This is a genomic window from Nocardioides kongjuensis (assembly GCF_013409625.1).
In the GTDB taxonomy this organism is placed as follows: Bacteria; Actinomycetota; Actinomycetes; order Propionibacteriales; family Nocardioidaceae; genus Nocardioides; species Nocardioides kongjuensis.
Window position 1 is genome coordinate 740,704 of record NZ_JACCBF010000001.1, and the last position, 15,967, is coordinate 756,670.

General features: G+C 72.2%; 14 protein-coding genes. 8 read left to right on the forward strand and 6 right to left on the reverse strand.

Features of this window, described 5'->3' with window-relative positions; genetic code table 11:
* Nucleotides 1-2: 2 nt before the first annotated feature.
* Both BJ958_RS03545 and BJ958_RS03550 read right to left on the reverse strand, forming a co-directional pair.
* Entirely contained in the window at nt 3-716 is a 714-nt protein-coding gene (locus BJ958_RS03545) for an LppX_LprAFG lipoprotein (RefSeq protein WP_179725567.1), read from the reverse strand.
* A 4-nt stretch (nt 717-720) separates the two neighbouring features.
* The gene (locus BJ958_RS03550; protein WP_179725568.1) at nt 721-3,201 is read right to left on the reverse strand and encodes a DNA gyrase/topoisomerase IV subunit A; all 2,481 of its coding nucleotides are present in this window, start codon (nt 3,199-3,201) and stop codon (nt 721-723) included.
* A gap of 71 nt (nt 3,202-3,272) precedes the next feature.
* Here BJ958_RS03550 and BJ958_RS03555 point away from each other — a divergent pair, with 71 nt between their 5' ends.
* The 6 genes from BJ958_RS03555 to BJ958_RS03580 all read left to right on the forward strand — a co-directional run bounded on the left by BJ958_RS03555 (nt 3,273) and on the right by BJ958_RS03580 (nt 9,122).
* The gene (locus BJ958_RS03555) at nt 3,273-5,996 is read left to right on the forward strand and encodes a GNAT family N-acetyltransferase (protein ID WP_273516839.1); all 2,724 of its coding nucleotides are present in this window, start codon (nt 3,273-3,275) and stop codon (nt 5,994-5,996) included.
* Nucleotides 5,997-6,041: 45 nt separating this feature from the next.
* The gene (locus tag BJ958_RS03560) at nt 6,042-6,611 is read left to right on the forward strand and encodes a DUF5998 family protein (protein WP_179725569.1); all 570 of its coding nucleotides are present in this window, start codon (nt 6,042-6,044) and stop codon (nt 6,609-6,611) included.
* A gap of 4 nt (nt 6,612-6,615) precedes the next feature.
* Nucleotides 6,616-7,749, forward strand: a complete 1,134-nt coding sequence (locus BJ958_RS03565) for an alkaline phosphatase family protein (protein ID WP_179725570.1) — start codon at nt 6,616-6,618, stop codon at nt 7,747-7,749.
* Nucleotides 7,750-7,772: 23 nt separating this feature from the next.
* Entirely contained in the window at nt 7,773-8,552 is a 780-nt protein-coding gene (locus BJ958_RS03570) for a hypothetical protein (protein ID WP_179725571.1), read from the forward strand.
* A 53-nt stretch (nt 8,553-8,605) separates the two neighbouring features.
* Entirely contained in the window at nt 8,606-8,779 is a 174-nt protein-coding gene (locus tag BJ958_RS03575) for a hypothetical protein (protein WP_179725572.1), read from the forward strand.
* A gap of 70 nt (nt 8,780-8,849) precedes the next feature.
* Entirely contained in the window at nt 8,850-9,122 is a 273-nt protein-coding gene (locus tag BJ958_RS03580; protein WP_179725573.1) for a hypothetical protein, read from the forward strand.
* Between the two features lie 101 nt (nt 9,123-9,223).
* On the opposite strand, the gene BJ958_RS03585 is transcribed toward BJ958_RS03580, so the two are convergent.
* Nucleotides 9,224-9,892, reverse strand: a complete 669-nt coding sequence (locus BJ958_RS03585; RefSeq protein WP_179725574.1) for a thymidine kinase — start codon at nt 9,890-9,892, stop codon at nt 9,224-9,226.
* Between the two features lie 124 nt (nt 9,893-10,016).
* Between BJ958_RS03585 and BJ958_RS03590 the strand changes: the two genes are divergently transcribed.
* Complete coding sequence (locus BJ958_RS03590) at nt 10,017-11,228, forward strand: hypothetical protein (RefSeq protein WP_179725575.1); 1,212 nt, start codon at nt 10,017-10,019, stop codon at nt 11,226-11,228.
* A 9-nt stretch (nt 11,229-11,237) separates the two neighbouring features.
* Entirely contained in the window at nt 11,238-13,265 is a 2,028-nt protein-coding gene (locus BJ958_RS03595; protein ID WP_343052550.1) for a M3 family metallopeptidase, read from the forward strand.
* Nucleotides 13,266-13,268: 3 nt separating this feature from the next.
* On the opposite strand, the gene BJ958_RS03600 is transcribed toward BJ958_RS03595, so the two are convergent.
* From BJ958_RS03600 to BJ958_RS03610, 3 genes are all read right to left on the reverse strand, one after another.
* Entirely contained in the window at nt 13,269-14,396 is a 1,128-nt protein-coding gene (locus BJ958_RS03600; protein WP_179725576.1) for a PQQ-dependent sugar dehydrogenase, read from the reverse strand.
* Nucleotides 14,397-14,462: 66 nt separating this feature from the next.
* The gene (panB, locus tag BJ958_RS03605; RefSeq protein ID WP_179725577.1) at nt 14,463-15,335 is read right to left on the reverse strand and encodes a 3-methyl-2-oxobutanoate hydroxymethyltransferase; all 873 of its coding nucleotides are present in this window, start codon (nt 15,333-15,335) and stop codon (nt 14,463-14,465) included.
* A 110-nt stretch (nt 15,336-15,445) separates the two neighbouring features.
* Entirely contained in the window at nt 15,446-15,913 is a 468-nt protein-coding gene (locus BJ958_RS03610; protein WP_179725578.1) for a VOC family protein, read from the reverse strand.
* Between the last annotated feature and the right edge of the window lie 54 nt (nt 15,914-15,967).

A 15,967-nucleotide genomic window follows, 5' to 3' on the forward strand; every position in this document is an offset into this window, starting at 1 on the left:
GCTCACCGGGGAGCCGAGATGTCCTTCGTGACGCCGTACCTCGTGACGTCGATGGTGTAGGTCAGCGGCTCGGAGTCCTTGAAGAAGACGCCGGTCAGCCGCGCGGTGCGCAGGTAGCCCTTGTCGTCGAGGCGGTACGTCGCCTCGAAGTCGTCTCCCTCGGCGCACGGCAGGATCTTGCGGATCGCGTCGCCCGTGGCGGTGCCGGCGTAGGTGTGGAAGATCTCCTTGTTGTCCTTGCCGCCTCGCTCGGACTTGCCGGCCTTCACCCCCGTGCTGCTGGTGAGCACGGTCGAGACGCCGGTCGACGGGTCGAGCAGCTTCGCCGGGTCGGGGGCGCACAGCTTCGCCGGCTGGTACTCGTCGGTCCAGCCGATCACGGGCGCGTCGATCCACAGCGTGCCGTCGACCGAGACCACGTCGATCGAGCTCGCCTCGAACCCGCTGACCCGGCCGGCGACGGTGCCCTCGAAGGCCGGCGGGTCGGCGACGATGGTGCCGCTCGCGGCCGAGAGGTAGTCGGTGCCGGGGTCGTCGCCGGTCGACAGGGAGACCTCGATGCCGCTGGTGTCGTCGAGCAGCTCCTTGGCCTTCGCGCCGGCCTCGGACCACGACGCGGCCTTCGAGCCGCCGTCGTCACCCGAGCAGGCGGTCAGGCCGCCGACGGCGACGATGGCGGAGAGCAGGCCGGCGGCCACGCGGGTCGGGGTCGTCATGCGCTCACCCTGACACACCCAGGGTCACGGCGAGCGGACCAGCCGCCGCCGCGAGCGCCTGGCTGCCGGGCACGCCGGAGCCGTCGCGCCGCCCGTTGGCCTCGGGCAGGTCGACCGGGGCACCGCTCGCGGCGGCCGCACGCGCGGGGGCCGGCCCGGCCCAGGCGAAGACGAGGGTGTCCTCGCCCTTGAGGAAGCGGTGGCAGCGCACGCCGCCGGTGGCACGACCCTTGGCGGGGTACTCCCAGAAGTCGGTCACCTTGACCGAGCCCGGCTCGGTGCCGGGCAGGGCGGTCGACGAGCCGGAGGAGGTCACCAGCACCACGCCGCCCGGGGAGTTGAGGTCGAGCACGCCGAACCAGACCACCCGCTCGCGGTCGGCCACGCGCACACCGGCCATGCCGCCGCCGGAGCGGCCCTGCGGACGCACGGAGTCGGCGGGGTAGTGCAGCAGCTGGGCGTCGGAGGTGACGAAGCAGAGCTCCTCCTGCCCGGTGCGCAGCTCGACCGCACCGACGACCTCGTCGCCCTCCTTGAGGGCGATGACGTCCCACTCGTCCTTGCCGATCACCTCGGGGTTGACCCGCTTGACCACGCCCTGCTTCGTGCCGAGCGCGAGACCGGGGCCCTCGGTGGTGAGGGTGGTCAGCGCGAGCGCCCGCTCACCGGGCGCGAGCTCGAGGACCTCGGTGAGCGGCAGGCCGCCCTGCAGGTTGGGCTCGTTGGCCGACGGCGGGATCGCCGGGAGGTCGAGCACCGCGAGCCGGATCAGGCGCCCGGCGGAGGTGAGCACGCCGACGTCGGCGCGGGCGGTCGTACGCACGGCCGAGACGACCACGTCGTGGTTGGCCCGCCCGCCGCCGGTGCCGATCTCGTCGGCGTTGCTGGTGCGCGCCAGCAGTCCGGTCGAGGACAGCAGCGCGAAGCACGGGTCGTCGGCGACCTCGAGCGGCGTGGCCGCAGCGGCCACCGCCGTGGTGCCGGCCGACTCGAGCAGGACGGTACGACGCGGCGTGCCGAACGTCTTGGCGACCTCGGCCAGCTCGCTGGAGACGAGCTTCTTGAGCAGGCCCTCGTCGGCGAGGATCGCGTCCAGCTCCTCGATCTCCTTGCGCAGCTCCTCCTGCTCCTTCTCGAGCTCGAGGCGCGAGAACTTGGTGAGCCGGCGCAGCTGCATCTCGAGGATGTACTCGGCCTGGACCTCGGAGAGCTCGAAGACGCTCATCAGCCGCTCCTTGGCGGCTGCGGAGTTGTCGCTGGTGCGGATGACCTGGATGACCTCGTCGATGTCGAGCAGCGCCAGCAGCAGGCCGTCGACGAGGTGGAGGCGGGCGGCCTTCTTGTTGCGGCGGAACTGCGAGCGGCGGCGCACGACGTCGTAGCGGTGCTCGAGGAACACCTCGAGCATCTCCTTGAGGCCCATCGTGCGGGGCTGGCCGTCGACGAGGGCGACGTTGTTGATGCCGAAGGAGTCCTCGAGCGGGGTCAGCTTGTAGAGCTGCTCGAGCAGCGCCTCGGGCACGAACCCGTTCTTGACCTCGATGACCAGGCGCAGGCCATTGTCGCGGTCGGTCAGGTCCTTGATGTCGGCGATGCCCTGCAGCTTCTTGGACTGGACGAGCACCTTGATCCGCTCGACGATCTTCTCGGTGCCGATGTTGTAGGGCAGCTCGGTGACGACGATGCCCTTGCGCCGGCCGATCGTCTCGATGCGGGCGGTGGCGCGCATCTTGAAGATGCCGCGCCCCGACTCGTAGGCGTCGCGGATGCCGTCGAGGCCGACGATCTTGCCGCCGGTGGGCAGGTCGGGGCCCGGGATGAACCGCATCAGCCCGTCGAGGTCGGTGTTGGGGTGCTGGATCAGGTGGCGCAGCGCCTGGACCACCTCGACCAGGTTGTGCGGCGCCATGTTGGTCGCCATGCCGACCGCGATGCCCGTCGTGCCGTTGACGATCAGGTTGGGGATCGCCGAGGGGAGCACCGTGGGCTCGTACTCGCGGCTGTCGTAGTTGGGCTTGAAGTCGACGGTGTCCTCGTCGATCGACTCGGTCATCGCCACCGCCGGCGGCGCCATCCGCGCCTCGGTGTACCTCATCGCCGCCGGCGGGTCCTCGCCGCCGGGCGATCCGAAGTTGCCGTGGCCGTCGACCATCGGCAACCGCAGCGCCCACGGCTGGGCGGTGCGGACCAGCGCGTCGTAGATCGCCCCGTCGCCGTGGGGGTGCAGCCGACCCATGACCTCACCGACGATGCGGGCGCACTTGGAGTGCCCCCGGTCGGGCCGCAGGCCCATGTCGTTCATCGTGTAGAGGATCCGGCGCTGGACGGGCTTGAGGCCGTCGCGCGCGTCGGGCAGTGCACGGGAGTAGATGACGGAGTAGGCGTACTCCAGGAACGACGACTGCATCTCGTCGCGGATGTCGGTGTCGAGGATGTGCTCCTCGAAGTCCTCCGGGAGGGGTTCCTGCTTGGTACGCCGTGCCATGGGGGGCATTCTTCCGGGTGCCCCCGACAAGCCGACCGGGGGCTCGCGGGCGACCCGATAGATTTCTCCCTGTGAGCCCCGGCGACCCGACCCCCACCGACGAGATCGAGGCGCCTCCGGCGCACTGGGAGGGCGACGTCCTGCTCCGCGACGGGCGTACGGCGCACATCCGGCCGATCCGTCCCGAGGACGACGAGCTGCTCGTCGAGTTCTACGCCCGGGTCTCCGACGAGTCGAAGTACTACCGGTTCTTCTCGCCGATGCCGGTGCTCTCCGAGCGCGACGTACGCCGGTTCACCCACGTCGACCACCGCGACCGGGTCGCGCTCGTGCTGATCCTCCAGGAGCGGATGATCGCCGTCGGCCGGTACGACGTCGTCGAGAACCGCGAGGCCGAGGTCGCCTTCCTCGTGGAGGACGAGCACCAGGGCCGCGGCATCGCCCAGCTCCTGCTCGAGCACCTGGCCCAGGCCGGTCGCGAGCGCGGGGTGGACCGGTTCACCGCCGAGGTGCTGCCCGACAACTCCCGGATGATCCAGACCTTCCGCGACGCCGGCTACAAGGTGGTCAGCGGCTACCACGACGGCGTGATCACCCTCGAGTTCCCGATCGACCCGACCGACACCGCGATCGGGGTGATGCGAGACCGCGAGCACGCCGCCGAGGCCGAGTCGATCGACCGGTTCTTCCACCCGCGCTCGGTGGCGATCATCGGTGCCAGTCGCCGCCAGGACACGATCGGCCAGGTCCTGGTCCGCAACCTGGTCAACGGTGGCTTCACCGGCCGGGTCCACGTCGTCAACCCCAGCGCGCCCGCGGTGTCGGGCTTCCCGGCGTACAAGAACGTCAACCAGGTCCCCGACGACGTCGACGTCGCGATCGTCGCGGTCCCGGCCGACGCGGTCACCGACGTTGTGCTCGACTGCGCCAACAAGGGCGTGCACGGCCTGATCGTCATCTCCTCGGGCTTCGCCGAGACCGGCGAGGAGGGGCGCAAGCGCCAGCGCCACCTGGCCGGGCTGTGCCGGTCCTACGGGCTGCGGCTGATCGGTCCCAACTGCCTGGGTGTCATCAACACCGAGCCGGCCGTGCAGGTCAACGCCTCGCTGTCGTCGGTGATGCCGGCCCGCGGCCGTGCGGGCTTCTTCTGCCAGTCCGGTGCGCTCGGCTCGGCCATCCTCGAGAAGGTCAAGAACCGTGGCCTCGGCATCTCGACCTTCGTCAGCGCGGGCAACCGTGCCGACGTCTCCGGCAACGACCTCCTGCAGTACTGGGAGGAGGACGACGCCACCGAGGTCGTCATGATGTACCTCGAGTCGATCGGAAACCCGCGCAAGTTCTCCCGCATCGCGCGGCGGGTCTCGGCCCGCAAGCCGATCGTCGCGGTCCGCTCCGGGCGTACGACGCAGGGTGTGCCGATGGGTCACACGGTGCGCCGGATCGGCGCCCCGCAGGCCGCGGTCGACGCGATGTTCCGCCAGGCCGGCGTGATCCAGGTCGACACCCTCGACGACATGTTCGACGTCGCCCAGCTGCTGGCGCACCAGCCGCTGCCGCGCGGACGCCGGGTCGCGATCGTCGGGAACTCCGACGCCCTGGGCCTGCTCGCCGCCGACGCCGCGTCCGCCGTCGGCCTGGTCGTCAACCGCTCGGTCGCCCTGGGCGCCGACGCCACCGCCGAGGACTTCGAGGACGCCCTCGACGACGCGATCGACGATCCCGACGTCGACTCGGTCATCGCGGTCTACATCCCGCCGCTGGACGTGTCCGGCGAGGAGGTCGCCAACGTGCTGGCGGCCGTGGGGGAGCAGTCCGACAAGCCGCTCGTCTCGTCCTTCCTCGGCGCCGAGGGAATCCCCGAGCTGCTGCGGGTCCCCGACGTCGCGGGCTCGTCGGCGGGACGCGGCTCGGTGCCGTCGTACCCGGCGGTCGAGGCGGCGGTCCGGGCGCTGGCCCGGGTGGTGGAGTACGCCGTGTGGCTGCACGCCCCCGACGGCCCGGCCGCCGACGCCGGCGAGGTCGACGCGCGCAGCGCCCGGCGGCTCGTCGACCGGGTCCTGGCCGACCCCGACGTGGTCGCGGCGGACCGCGAGGTCGAGCTCGACCAGGACCAGGTGCGTGCGCTGCTGCACGCCTACGGCATCGAGCTGTGGCCCTCGGAGCCGGTCGCCGACGTCGACGCGGCCGTCGCCGCGGGCGAGCGGCTCGGCTGGGACGTCGTGCTCAAGTCGACGCTGGCCTCGGTCCGCGAGCGTCCCGACCAGATCCACGTGTGGCGCAACATCCCCAACGGGCCCGAGATGAGGGAGGCGTGGGACTACCTGGCCGGACTCATCGACCCCGGCGTCGGGCGGTTCGTGGTGCAGCGCAACGCGCCGACCGGCGTACCCATCTCCGTGCGGTCCTTCGAGGACCCGCTGTTCGGCCCGGTCGTGTCCTTCGGCATCTCCGGGCCGGTCATCGACCTGCTGGGGGACTGGTCGTACCGGATCCCGCCGCTGAGCGCCCACGAGGTCTCCGGGATGGTGCGCGAGGTGAAGAGCTCGCCGCTGCTGTTCGGCTACCGCGGCGCCGATCCCGTCGACGTGTCGGCCATCGAGGAGCTGATCACCAAGGTCGCCGCCCTGCAGGGCGACCTGCCGCAGGTCAGCGCCCTGGAGCTGTCGCTGGTGCTCGCCGGCGTCGACTCGGCTGCCGTGCTCACCGCGTCGGCGCGGGTCGCTGCGGTCAAGGACCCGCGGCCGGACTCACTGGTGCGCCGGATGCCCGACCTGGTCACGACGATCCCCGAGTGAGTGGTCCTCCGCAGGCGCCGGCGGCGGGCGTGCGAGGATGCGGCCATGACTGACCGGGACCGGAGCGCCGAGCTGAGCGCTGCGATCAACCGCACCGGCTACTACCCGGAGGTCGTCGCCGACGCGGTCGTCGACGCGGTCGCCGGCGAGGCCGTGGTGTCCTACTACGTCCACCACGAGCCGACCTTCGAGCGCGACGAGGTGCGCCGGCACCAGACCGTCGTCGTCCTGACCCCCTCGCGGCTGATCCTCGCGCACACCGACGAGCACGCGGGCGACGACCTGCTGCCCGAGCCGTACACGTCCACCTCGACCGAGGCGGTCAGCCTGCGCTCGGTCGACTCCGTCGTGGTCACGCGCATGACGACCAACCCGACCGCCGGGCCGCGCCCTCCCGCGGAGGCCGTCCTCACCATCGGCTGGGGCGCGGTCAACCGGGTCGACCTCGAGCCGGCCGGCTGCAACGACCCGCAGTGCGAGGCCGACCACGGCTACACCGGCACGATGTCCTCCGACGACTTCTCGCTGCGCGTCTCCGCCGCCGCCGACGGCACCGACGCGGTCGGCGGGCTGCTGTCGTTCGCGGCGTCGCTGTCGGCGCTGACCCGGGGCTGACCGGGTGGAGGTCGCTGCCTTCTGCGAGCCGGCGTACGGCGTCCGCTCGCTCGGCGACATCGTCCCCGCCGCGGCGATCGCCCTCGGCAGCCCGCTCGGCCCGGCCCCGACCGGGCTGGTGCTGCCCGACGCGGCGTCGTACGTCGTCTTCCTGATCGACGGGCTCGGTGCCCAGCTGCTCGAGAGGTACGCGCACGCGGCGCCCTACCTCTCCGCGCTGCTCGAGACCTCCTCACCCGCGACCGCCAGCGTGCCGTCGACCACGTCGACCTCGCTCACCACGCTCGGCACCGGGCTGATGCCGGGGGCGCACGGCCTGGTCGGGTTCACCACCCGGATCCCCGGCACCAACGACCTCCTCAACGCGCTGGTCTGGGACGCCGACATCGACCCGGTGCAGTGGCAGCCGCACCAGACCACGTTCTCGTCGCTGCAGGCCGCCGGCGTGCGGGTCACGGTGGTCAACAAGCGCGAGTTCAACGGCAGCGGCCTGACCGTCGCGGCCCACCGCGGCGCCGACTACGTCGGCGTCGACCGGGTCGGCGAGCGGATCGCCGCCGTCGTCGCGGCCTCCGCGCCGGCGTCGCGGCAGCCCACGCTGACCTACGTCTATGACGGCGACCTGGACTGGACCGGCCACCGCTGGGGCGTCGCCTCGAGCCAGTGGCTGCAGCAGCTCGCCATGATCGACCACGAGGCCGAGCAGCTGCGCGAGGCGCTGCCCGCCGACCGACGGCTGGTCGTCATCGCCGACCACGGCATGGTCGACGTACCTGCGGCGTCACGGCTCGACGTCTCCACCGACGACGACCTGCGCTCCGGCGTCGCGCTCGTGGGCGGCGAGGCGCGGTTCCGCCACCTCTACTGCACCGGCGGCGCGGTGCCCGACGTCGTCGCCACCTGGCGCGAGCGGCTGGGGGAGCGGGCCGAGGTCCTCAGCCGGTCCGAGGCGATCGGCCGCGGCTGGTTCGGTCCGGTCGATCCGGGCGTGCTGCCGCGGATCGGCGACGTGGTGGTCGCCTGCCGCGGTGACTTCGCGGTGCTGTCGACCGACGGGTTCCCCTACGAGAACAAGCTGATCGGGATGCACGGCTCGCTCACGCCGGACGAGATGCTGATCCCGGTGCTCGTCGACTGAGAACCCCGCTCTAGGGTGCGCCCATGAAAATCTCTCGGGCTCTCGCGGTGCTGTGCGCCGTGACCCTTGCTCCGGTCGCACTTTCCGTCCCCGCCGCCTACGCGGACCAGAGCTGGTCGGGTCAGGTGACCGCCAGCGACCCCGCGGCCAAGGTGGCGGGTCCCAACCAGGAAACCGACAAGTGTGACAGCGGCAAGGGGACGACCTACAAGCCGTTCAACTACGACGCCGTGGCCTTCACCTCCACCACGGACGGCCCGCGCACGTTCGCGCTGACCGGGGTGCCGCGCAACCAGGTGATCTTCGTCGTGCTGCGCAACGGTGTGTGCGTGGCCGCGGACTTCGACTACGACGGAAGCGACGACTTCGACCTCCATCGCCTCGACCTGGTGGACGTGCCGATCAGCAAGGGGGACCAGGTCGTCGTCCGGATCTACTCCGAGTACGTGCCGCAGGGCTGGAGCCTGACCGTGTCGCAGCCCGGATCCGCGAACACCGGCGCGAGCGGCACGGCGACCAAGTACGTCGCACTGCCCGAGCAGGTGGTGTGCGCGACCGGTACCGCGACCGCGACCCTGACGAAGGCGACGGGGAAGGCAGCCAAGAAGCAGAAGATCCGCTCGATCGTCCTCACCGCCAACGGCCAGCAGGTCGCCAAGGTCAAGGCCGCGAAGGTGCGCAAGGCCGTCAAGAAGGGCGTGGCGCTCACGGGCATCCCGAAGGGCGCCGTCACCCTCGACGTCGTCGTGAAGCTCAGGAGCGGCAAGAAGAAGACGGCGTCCCGCGCCTACAGCGCCTGCTGAGACCGTTTGCCGAAAGCGAGACAGCACGGACGGCAGCCCCTGGCGTCGATGCCATGAAGACCCCCCACATCTTGGCAGCGCTCGGAGCTGCCGTCCTGCTTCCGCTCGCCGTCGGCGCCCCGGCGCACGCCGACGAGCACTTCTCCGGCACCGCGGGCGGTGCGCCTCCGGGAGTCACTCCGTTCGCCATCTACGCCTACCGCAACGGGCGTCTGCGTCGCGGCTGACTACGCGACCGACGATGACACGCCGGAGCTCACCGAGATCGAGGCGGGCATCCTCGACCTGGACGACGTCGTGTTCGCCGTCGGCGACCAGGTGAGGATCGAGATCATCGCGTTCGGACTCCCTGCCACCTGGAACGTCTCGATCCTTCAGGGCGGCACTGCCAACGCGCCCGCGACGGGCAAGGCGACCAAGTACCTGTCGCTGCCCTACCAGTACGGCTGCGTCGACCGGAAGGCCCTCGCCGAGTTCACCAGGAAGGGCCGCAAGAAGGTCGACTCGGTCGTGGTCAAGGCGGGTGGGAAGAAAGCGCAGAGACCTCGAAGATCTCCAAGAAGCCGCTGAAGCTGAAGAAGATTCCCGTCGGGACGACCTCGATCAAGGTGGTCGCGAAGCTGGAGAACGGCAAGAAGGCCAAGGCGACCCGGGCCTACAGCGCCTGCTGATCAGGTGAAGGGCAGCGGCTCGGGCGACAGGCTGACGGCCCGCGCCCGGGCCGCTGTCATGCCGCGTCGGTGGTGCTGGCGGCACAGGACCTCGTAGGCGACGTCGACCTCGTCCACCGCGACCGGCGGGTGCTCGGTGGGGTCGACGTCGCCGACCACGATCACCTCGCCCTCGGTGACCATCACGCCGTTCTCCGTGCGGGCGTTGTGGGTGGCGCGCTTGCCGCACCAGCACAGTGCCTCGACCTGGAGCACCTCGGTGCGGTCGGCCAGCTCGACCAGGCGGGCCGCGCCGGGGAACAGGCGGGTGCGGAAGTCGGTGAGGATGCCGAAGCAGAACACGTCGATCTGCAGCTCGTCGACGACCTTGGCCAGCTGGTCGATCTGCTCGGCGGTGTAGAACTGCGCCTCGTCGCAGATGAAGTAGTCGATCCGCGCGCCCTGGGTCAGGGCGTCGACCGTGTAGCGCCAGAAGTCGAGCTCGGGGCCGACCTCCTCGGCGTCGGCCACCAGGCCCAGCCGGGAGGACACCATCGCGGTGCCGGCGCGGTCGTGGCTGGTGAACAACCGGCCCCGCCGCCCGCGGGCGGCGTGGTTGTGGTTGGTCTGCAGGGCCAGGGTCGACTTGCCGGCGTCCATCGTCCCGGTACGGAAGATCAGGTCGGCCACCGGCGCATCCTCTCACCCATCTTGGGGACGAATTGCACCGCATCTGGTGAAGAACGGTCGATTCGGCTGCGCGACCCCATTCCTCGGAGAACACTGGAGGCCCCAGACCAGGAAGAGGTGGACCATGGGGGTCGCCACCGGGCGTGGCGGGCAGCGTGTCCGTCGGGCCATCACGATCATCTCGGTGCTAGCGGCCATCGCCGTCGTCCTGACCACGACCGGAGTGGTCGGCCGTCGCACGTCCTCGCACACTCGTGCGGACCGTGTCACTGCCGCCACCGGCGACACCACGACGGCACCGGACGCACCTGCGAGCGCGCCGCCGGCCGCCGTCGAGCCCGGTGCCGCGGCGCGGGAGGCGGTGATCCGCAACGTCTCCACGACGGAGGGGGACGGCGACCGGCTGGTCGACGCACCGGCAGCAGCCGTCGCGGCGTACCAGCGGGCTGCGACGGTCATCGACGCCGCCGCGCCCTGCAACCTCGACTGGCTGGTGCTGGCCGCGATCGGGCGGCTCGCGTCCAACCACGGCCAGGGCGACGACCTCGGCCACCGGATCACCGTCAAGGGCCGGATCAAGCCGGCCCTGGTCGGTCGCCCGCTGAACGGCAGGGGCGGGCGCAGCGAGGTCTCCGACACCGATGCCGGCGACCTCGACGGCAACCCGCGCTGGGATGCGCCGGTGGGCCCGATGGGGCTGCTGCCCGAGACCTGGTCGCAGGTCGCGGTCGATGCCGACGGCGACGGGGTGCGCAACGTGCAGGACCTCGACGATGCCACGCTCGGCGCCGCAGTCCTGCTCTGTGCCAGCGGCAAGGACCTGACGCGCCCCAAGGCGCTGCGCAAGGCGCTGCACGCCTACGACGCCACCCCGCACTTCGCGCGCACGGTGCGTCGTCTGGTCGACGAGTACCAGGCCGAGACGACGGCGATGTCCGCCCTGGTGGGCGGACCGGTGACCGTGCCGATCTACCTGCCCGGCGACTGCGGCTGCACCGGGGTCGAGGCGGCACTGGCCCGCACCCGTTCGGCGCTGGGCATCGTGCCGGTGATGCCGGAGCCGGCGGAGCCCGCCGCGCCGGAGGTCCCGCCGTCGACCGAGCCCCAGCCGCAGCCGCAGCCCGACCAGCAGCCCGTGCCGGACCCGGACCCCGAGCCGTCGCCCGAGCCGACGCCGGCCCCGACGCCGACGCCGACGCCCGAGCCCACCCCGGACCCGCAGCCGCCGGCCGACGAGACGCCGACCGGGGACGCGCCGACCGAGGACGCGCCGACCGGGGAGCCGTCGACCGAGCCCACCGCTGAACCCACTCCGGAGGCTGGCCCGACCTCCTAGGGTGAGGGCGTGACGACGGACGCACTTCTCGGGATCAGCGACCTTCCCCACCAGCTGCCGCGGTTCGAGGACATCGACGACGGCGACTACGCCCCGGCGATCGAGGCCGCCATGGCCGAGCAGCTCGCCGCGGTCGCCGCGATCACCGCGGACCCGGCGGCGCCGACCTTCGCCAACACGCTGGTCCCGCTCGAGCTGAGCGGGACCACGCTGGCGCGGGTGCTGCGCGTGTTCTGGAACAAGGCCAGCGCCGACGCCAACCCCGACATCGACGCGGTCCGCGCCGCGTTCGCGCCCCGGCTCGCCGCGCACAGCGACGCGATCCTGCTCGACCCGGCGCTGTGGGTCCGCCTCCAGGAGGTGTACGCCGACCGCGCGGCCCTGGACCCGGAGTCGGCGTACCTCGTCGAGCGCTACGTCACCGAGCTCCGGTTGGCCGGAGCCGCCCTCGGCGAGGACGACAAGGCGCGGCTGCGCGAGCTCAACGAGCGGATCTCCAGCCAGGAGACGGCCTTCGAGCTGGCGCTGCAGGCCGACAGCAACGACCTCGCCGTCGTCGTCGACGACCCGGCGACGCTGGACGGGCTGACGCCGGGGGAGCTGTCCGCTGCGGCCGCCGCGGCGCAGGCGAGGGGCCTCGACGGGCGCCACCTGCTGACCCTGGTGCTGCCCACGGCGCACCCCCACCTCGCCTCGCTCACCGACCGCGACCTGCGCCGACGCCTCTCCGAGGCCCAGCGCAGCCGGGGCAGCCGGGGTGGCCCGCACGACACCCGCGCCACCGCCCTCGACATCCTGCGCCTGCGCTCCGAGCGCGCGCGGCTGCTCGGCTTCGAGAACCACGCGGCCGCGGTGACCGCCGACAACACCGCCGGCTCGCCGCAGGCGGTGCGCTCCCTGCTCGAGCGGCTCGCCGTCCCTGCTGCCCGCAACGCCCGCGCCGAGCAGGACGCGATGTCCGATCTCGCCGGCTTCCCGGTCGAGCCGTGGGACTGGCCCTTCTACGCCGAGCGGGTCCGCAGTGCGCGCTACGACGTGGACCTGGCCGCACTGCGCCCGTGGTTCGAGGCCGAGCGGGTCCTGCGCGACGGCGTCTTCTTCGCCGCCGGCCGGCTCTACGGGCTCACCTTCGAGGAGCGTCCCGACCTGCCCGGCTACCACCCCGACGTCCGCGTCTTCGAGGTCAGCCGCGACGGTACGCCGATCGGGCTCTACCTGCTCGACCTCTACACCCGCGACACCAAGCGCGGAGGTGCGTGGATGAGCAGCTTCGTCACTCAGTCGGGCCTGCTCGGCGTCGACACCTCCGTCGTCGTCAACAACCTCAACGTGCCCAAGCCGGCCGCGGGGGAGGCGACGCTGTTGACCTGGGACGAGACCCGCACCCTGTTCCACGAGTTCGGCCACGCGCTGCACGGGCTGCTCGCCCGGGCGACGTACCCCAAGTTCGGCGGGACCGCCGTCTTCCGTGACTTCGTCGAGTACCCCTCGCAGGTCAACGAGATGTGGCTGCTGTGGCCCGAGGTCCTCGCCAGCTATGCCGTCCACCACGAGACCGGCGAGCCGATCCCGGGCGACGTCGTCGAGCGGCTGCGCGCCGCCGAGACGTTCAACGAGGGCTTCGCGACGAGCGAGTACCTCGCCGCCGCGCTGATCGACCTCGCCTGGCACGAGCTCGGCCCCGACGAGGTGCCCACGTCGGTCGAGGAGGTCGCCGCCTTCGAGCAGCGTGCCCTCGCCGCCGCCGGGCTCGACAACCCGGCGGTGCCGGCGCGCTACTCCACGCCGTACTTCGCCCACAGCTTCAGCTCCGGCTACGCGTCGGCCTACTACTCCTACATCTGGAGCGAGGTCCTCGACGCGGACACCGTCGCGTGGTTCGGCGAGAGCGGCGGGCTGACCCGCGAGAACGGCGAGGCCTACCTGCGCCACGTCATCGGCATCGGCGGCACCCGCGACCCGCTGGAGTCCTACGAGGAGTGGCGCGGCCGGCCCGCGCCGATCGAGCCGCTGCTCGCCCGGCGCGGGCTGGCCTGAGCCTCACGCGGGCCGGACCCGCAGTACGACGTCGCGCCCGCCGCCGTTGTCGGTGGTGAGGAGCAGCGATCCGTCGGGGGCGGCGGTGACGTCGCGCAGCCGCCCGTGGCCCCGCAGCGAGCGCGGGGCGCGGGTCCAGCGGACCCGGCCGCGGTCGTCGAGCTTCACGAACATCAGCCGCTGGCCCTTGAGCACCGCGACGGCGAGGCAGCCCTCGAGGCGTCCCCAGCCGGGGCCGGCGACGAAGTCGGCGCCGGACGGCGCGATCGTGGGATACCCGGAGCGCCAACGGGCGGCGTACTGCCTGCCGGGGAGGCGGTGATCGGTCATCGGCCTGGACTCGTCGTACCCGGGGCCCGGGTTCCAGCCGTAGTTGCGGCCCGGACGGAGCAGGTTGACCTCGTCGTCGCGGTCGGTGCCGTGCTCGACCGACCACAGCGAGCCGTCGGCGCGCTGGGCCAGGCCCTGGACGTTGCGGTGGCCCCAGGTGAGGACGTAGCGGCGCTTCCCGGAGCGGTCTGCCCACGGGTTGCGGGGGTCGGGGGCACCGGTGAGGCGGTCGAGGCGCAGCACCTTGCCCCCCAGCGAGCGGCGGTCCTGCGGGACGCGGGAGCGCTTGGCGTCGCCGGTGCCGACCAGCAGGGATCCGTCGCCCGCCACGAGGAGGCGGCACCCGCCGTGCTGGCCGGTGCGGCTCGGCGGCAGGCCCGTGACGAGAGGGCCGACCAGGGTCGCGGCGGTGAGGCCCGCATCGAGGGTCCACGCGTTGACCCGGATGTCGTGGGAGCCGTCGTCGGCACGCCAGCCCGAGCAGGTGTAGATCCGGCGGTTGGCCGTGAACGCCGGGTCGACGGCGAGCCCGAGGAGCCCGGTCTCGCCGCGAGTCCAGACCTGCGCGGAGGGGAAGGCCAGGTCGCGCTTCGCTCCCGACGCGGGGTCGACCAGGGTCAACCGGCTCCGGTCGCGCTGGGTGACCAGCAGGTCACCGGTCGGGAGGACCGCCACCTCCCAGGGGTGGTCCAGCCCGGTGGCCACGACCTCCACCCGCAACGCCGCCGCGCGGGCGGGTGCTGCGGCGAGGACGGTGGCGACGAGGGCGAGGACGAGCAGGACGGCGGGACGCGCACGCATGACGGGACGGTACGCCGCCCCGCCGTCCGCAAACCGGTCGGAACCGGGCCGAACCGGGTACCGGGGTCAGAACGTGTGCTCGGGCGCCGGGAACGCGCCCGACTTCACCTCGGAGTCGTAGGCCCTGGCGGCGTCGAGGAGCACCGAGCGCAGGTCGGCGTACTGCTTGACGAAGCGCGGCAGCTTGCCGGTACGCAGGCCGAAGGCGTCCTGCCAGACGAGGACCTGGCCGTCGCACTGGTTGCCGGCGCCGATGCCGATGGTGGGGATCTCCAGCTTGGCGGTGACCTCGGCGGCCACGTCGCCGGGGACCATCTCCATGACGACGGAGAACGCACCGGCGTCCTGGACGGCGAGCGCGTCGCGCAGGATCCGCTCGGCGGCGTCGCCGCGGCCCTGGACCCGGTAGCCGCCGAGGGCGTGCTCGGACTGCGGGGTGAAGCCGATGTGGGCCATCACGGGGATGCCGCCGCGGGTCATCTTCTCGATCTGCGGGGCCATCTCGACGCCGCCCTCGAGCTTCACGCAGTGCGCGCCGCCCTCCTTCATGAACCGGACGGCGGTCAGGTAGCCCTGCTCGGGCGAGGCCTGGTACGAGCCGAACGGGAGGTCGCCGACCACGAGGGCGCGCGACACCGAGCGGCTGACCGCGCGGGTCAGGGGGAGGAGCTCGTCGACCGTGACCGGGATCGACGTGCTGTTGCCGAGGACGTTGTTGGACGCGCTGTCGCCGACGAGGAGGACCTCCACGCCGGCCTCGTCGAAGACCTGCGCGGTCAGCTGGTCGTAGCTGGTGAGCATCGAGAAGCGCTCGCCGCGCTGCTTGAGCTCACGCAGGTGGTGGGTGCGGACGCGCCTGATCGGCGCGGATCCGGGGGCCGCCGCGGGGGCGGTGCCGCCGCCGTACGGGGCGGTCTCTTCGGGGGTGGTGCTGCTCATCGTCGAGCTCCGTTCCTGGTGACTCGCGGCCCACCGATGTGGGTCCACGTTCGTTGACGGGCACTGACGAGGCTAGTCCGGTACGACGCTCGCGCGCGCTGTGTGCTCCATCACCCCGAGCCCGCCGAGCCGGCCGCGTCGGCCGCCGCCTCGAGCTCGGCGACGACGATGCGCCGCATCCCCAGCAACGCCCGGCTGGCGGCCTGCGCCCGCCGCTGGTCCGGGTCGGCGAGCAGGTCGTGCAGCCGGACGGGGACGACCTGCCACGACAGCCCGAACCGGTCCTTGAGCCACCCGCACACCGACTCCTGGCCGCCGTCGGTGAGTGAGTCCCAGTAGTAGTCGACCTCGGACTGGTCGCGGCACACGATCGAGAAGGACACCGCCTCGGAGAAGGCGATCTCGGGGCCGCCGTTGACGCCGCGGAAGGTGAGCCCGTCGAGGGTGAACTCGCCGGCGACCGGGCCGAGGTGGGTGATCGAGGAGTTCGGGAAGATCGCGGTGTAGAACCGGGCGGCCTCCTCCAGCCGGTCGTCGAACCACAGGCAGGGCTGGATGTGGCTGCTCGCGAGGCTCATGCGTGGAAGGACCCGCGCGGGGACCAGGACTCATCGCCGAGCGTGTGCGGCCCG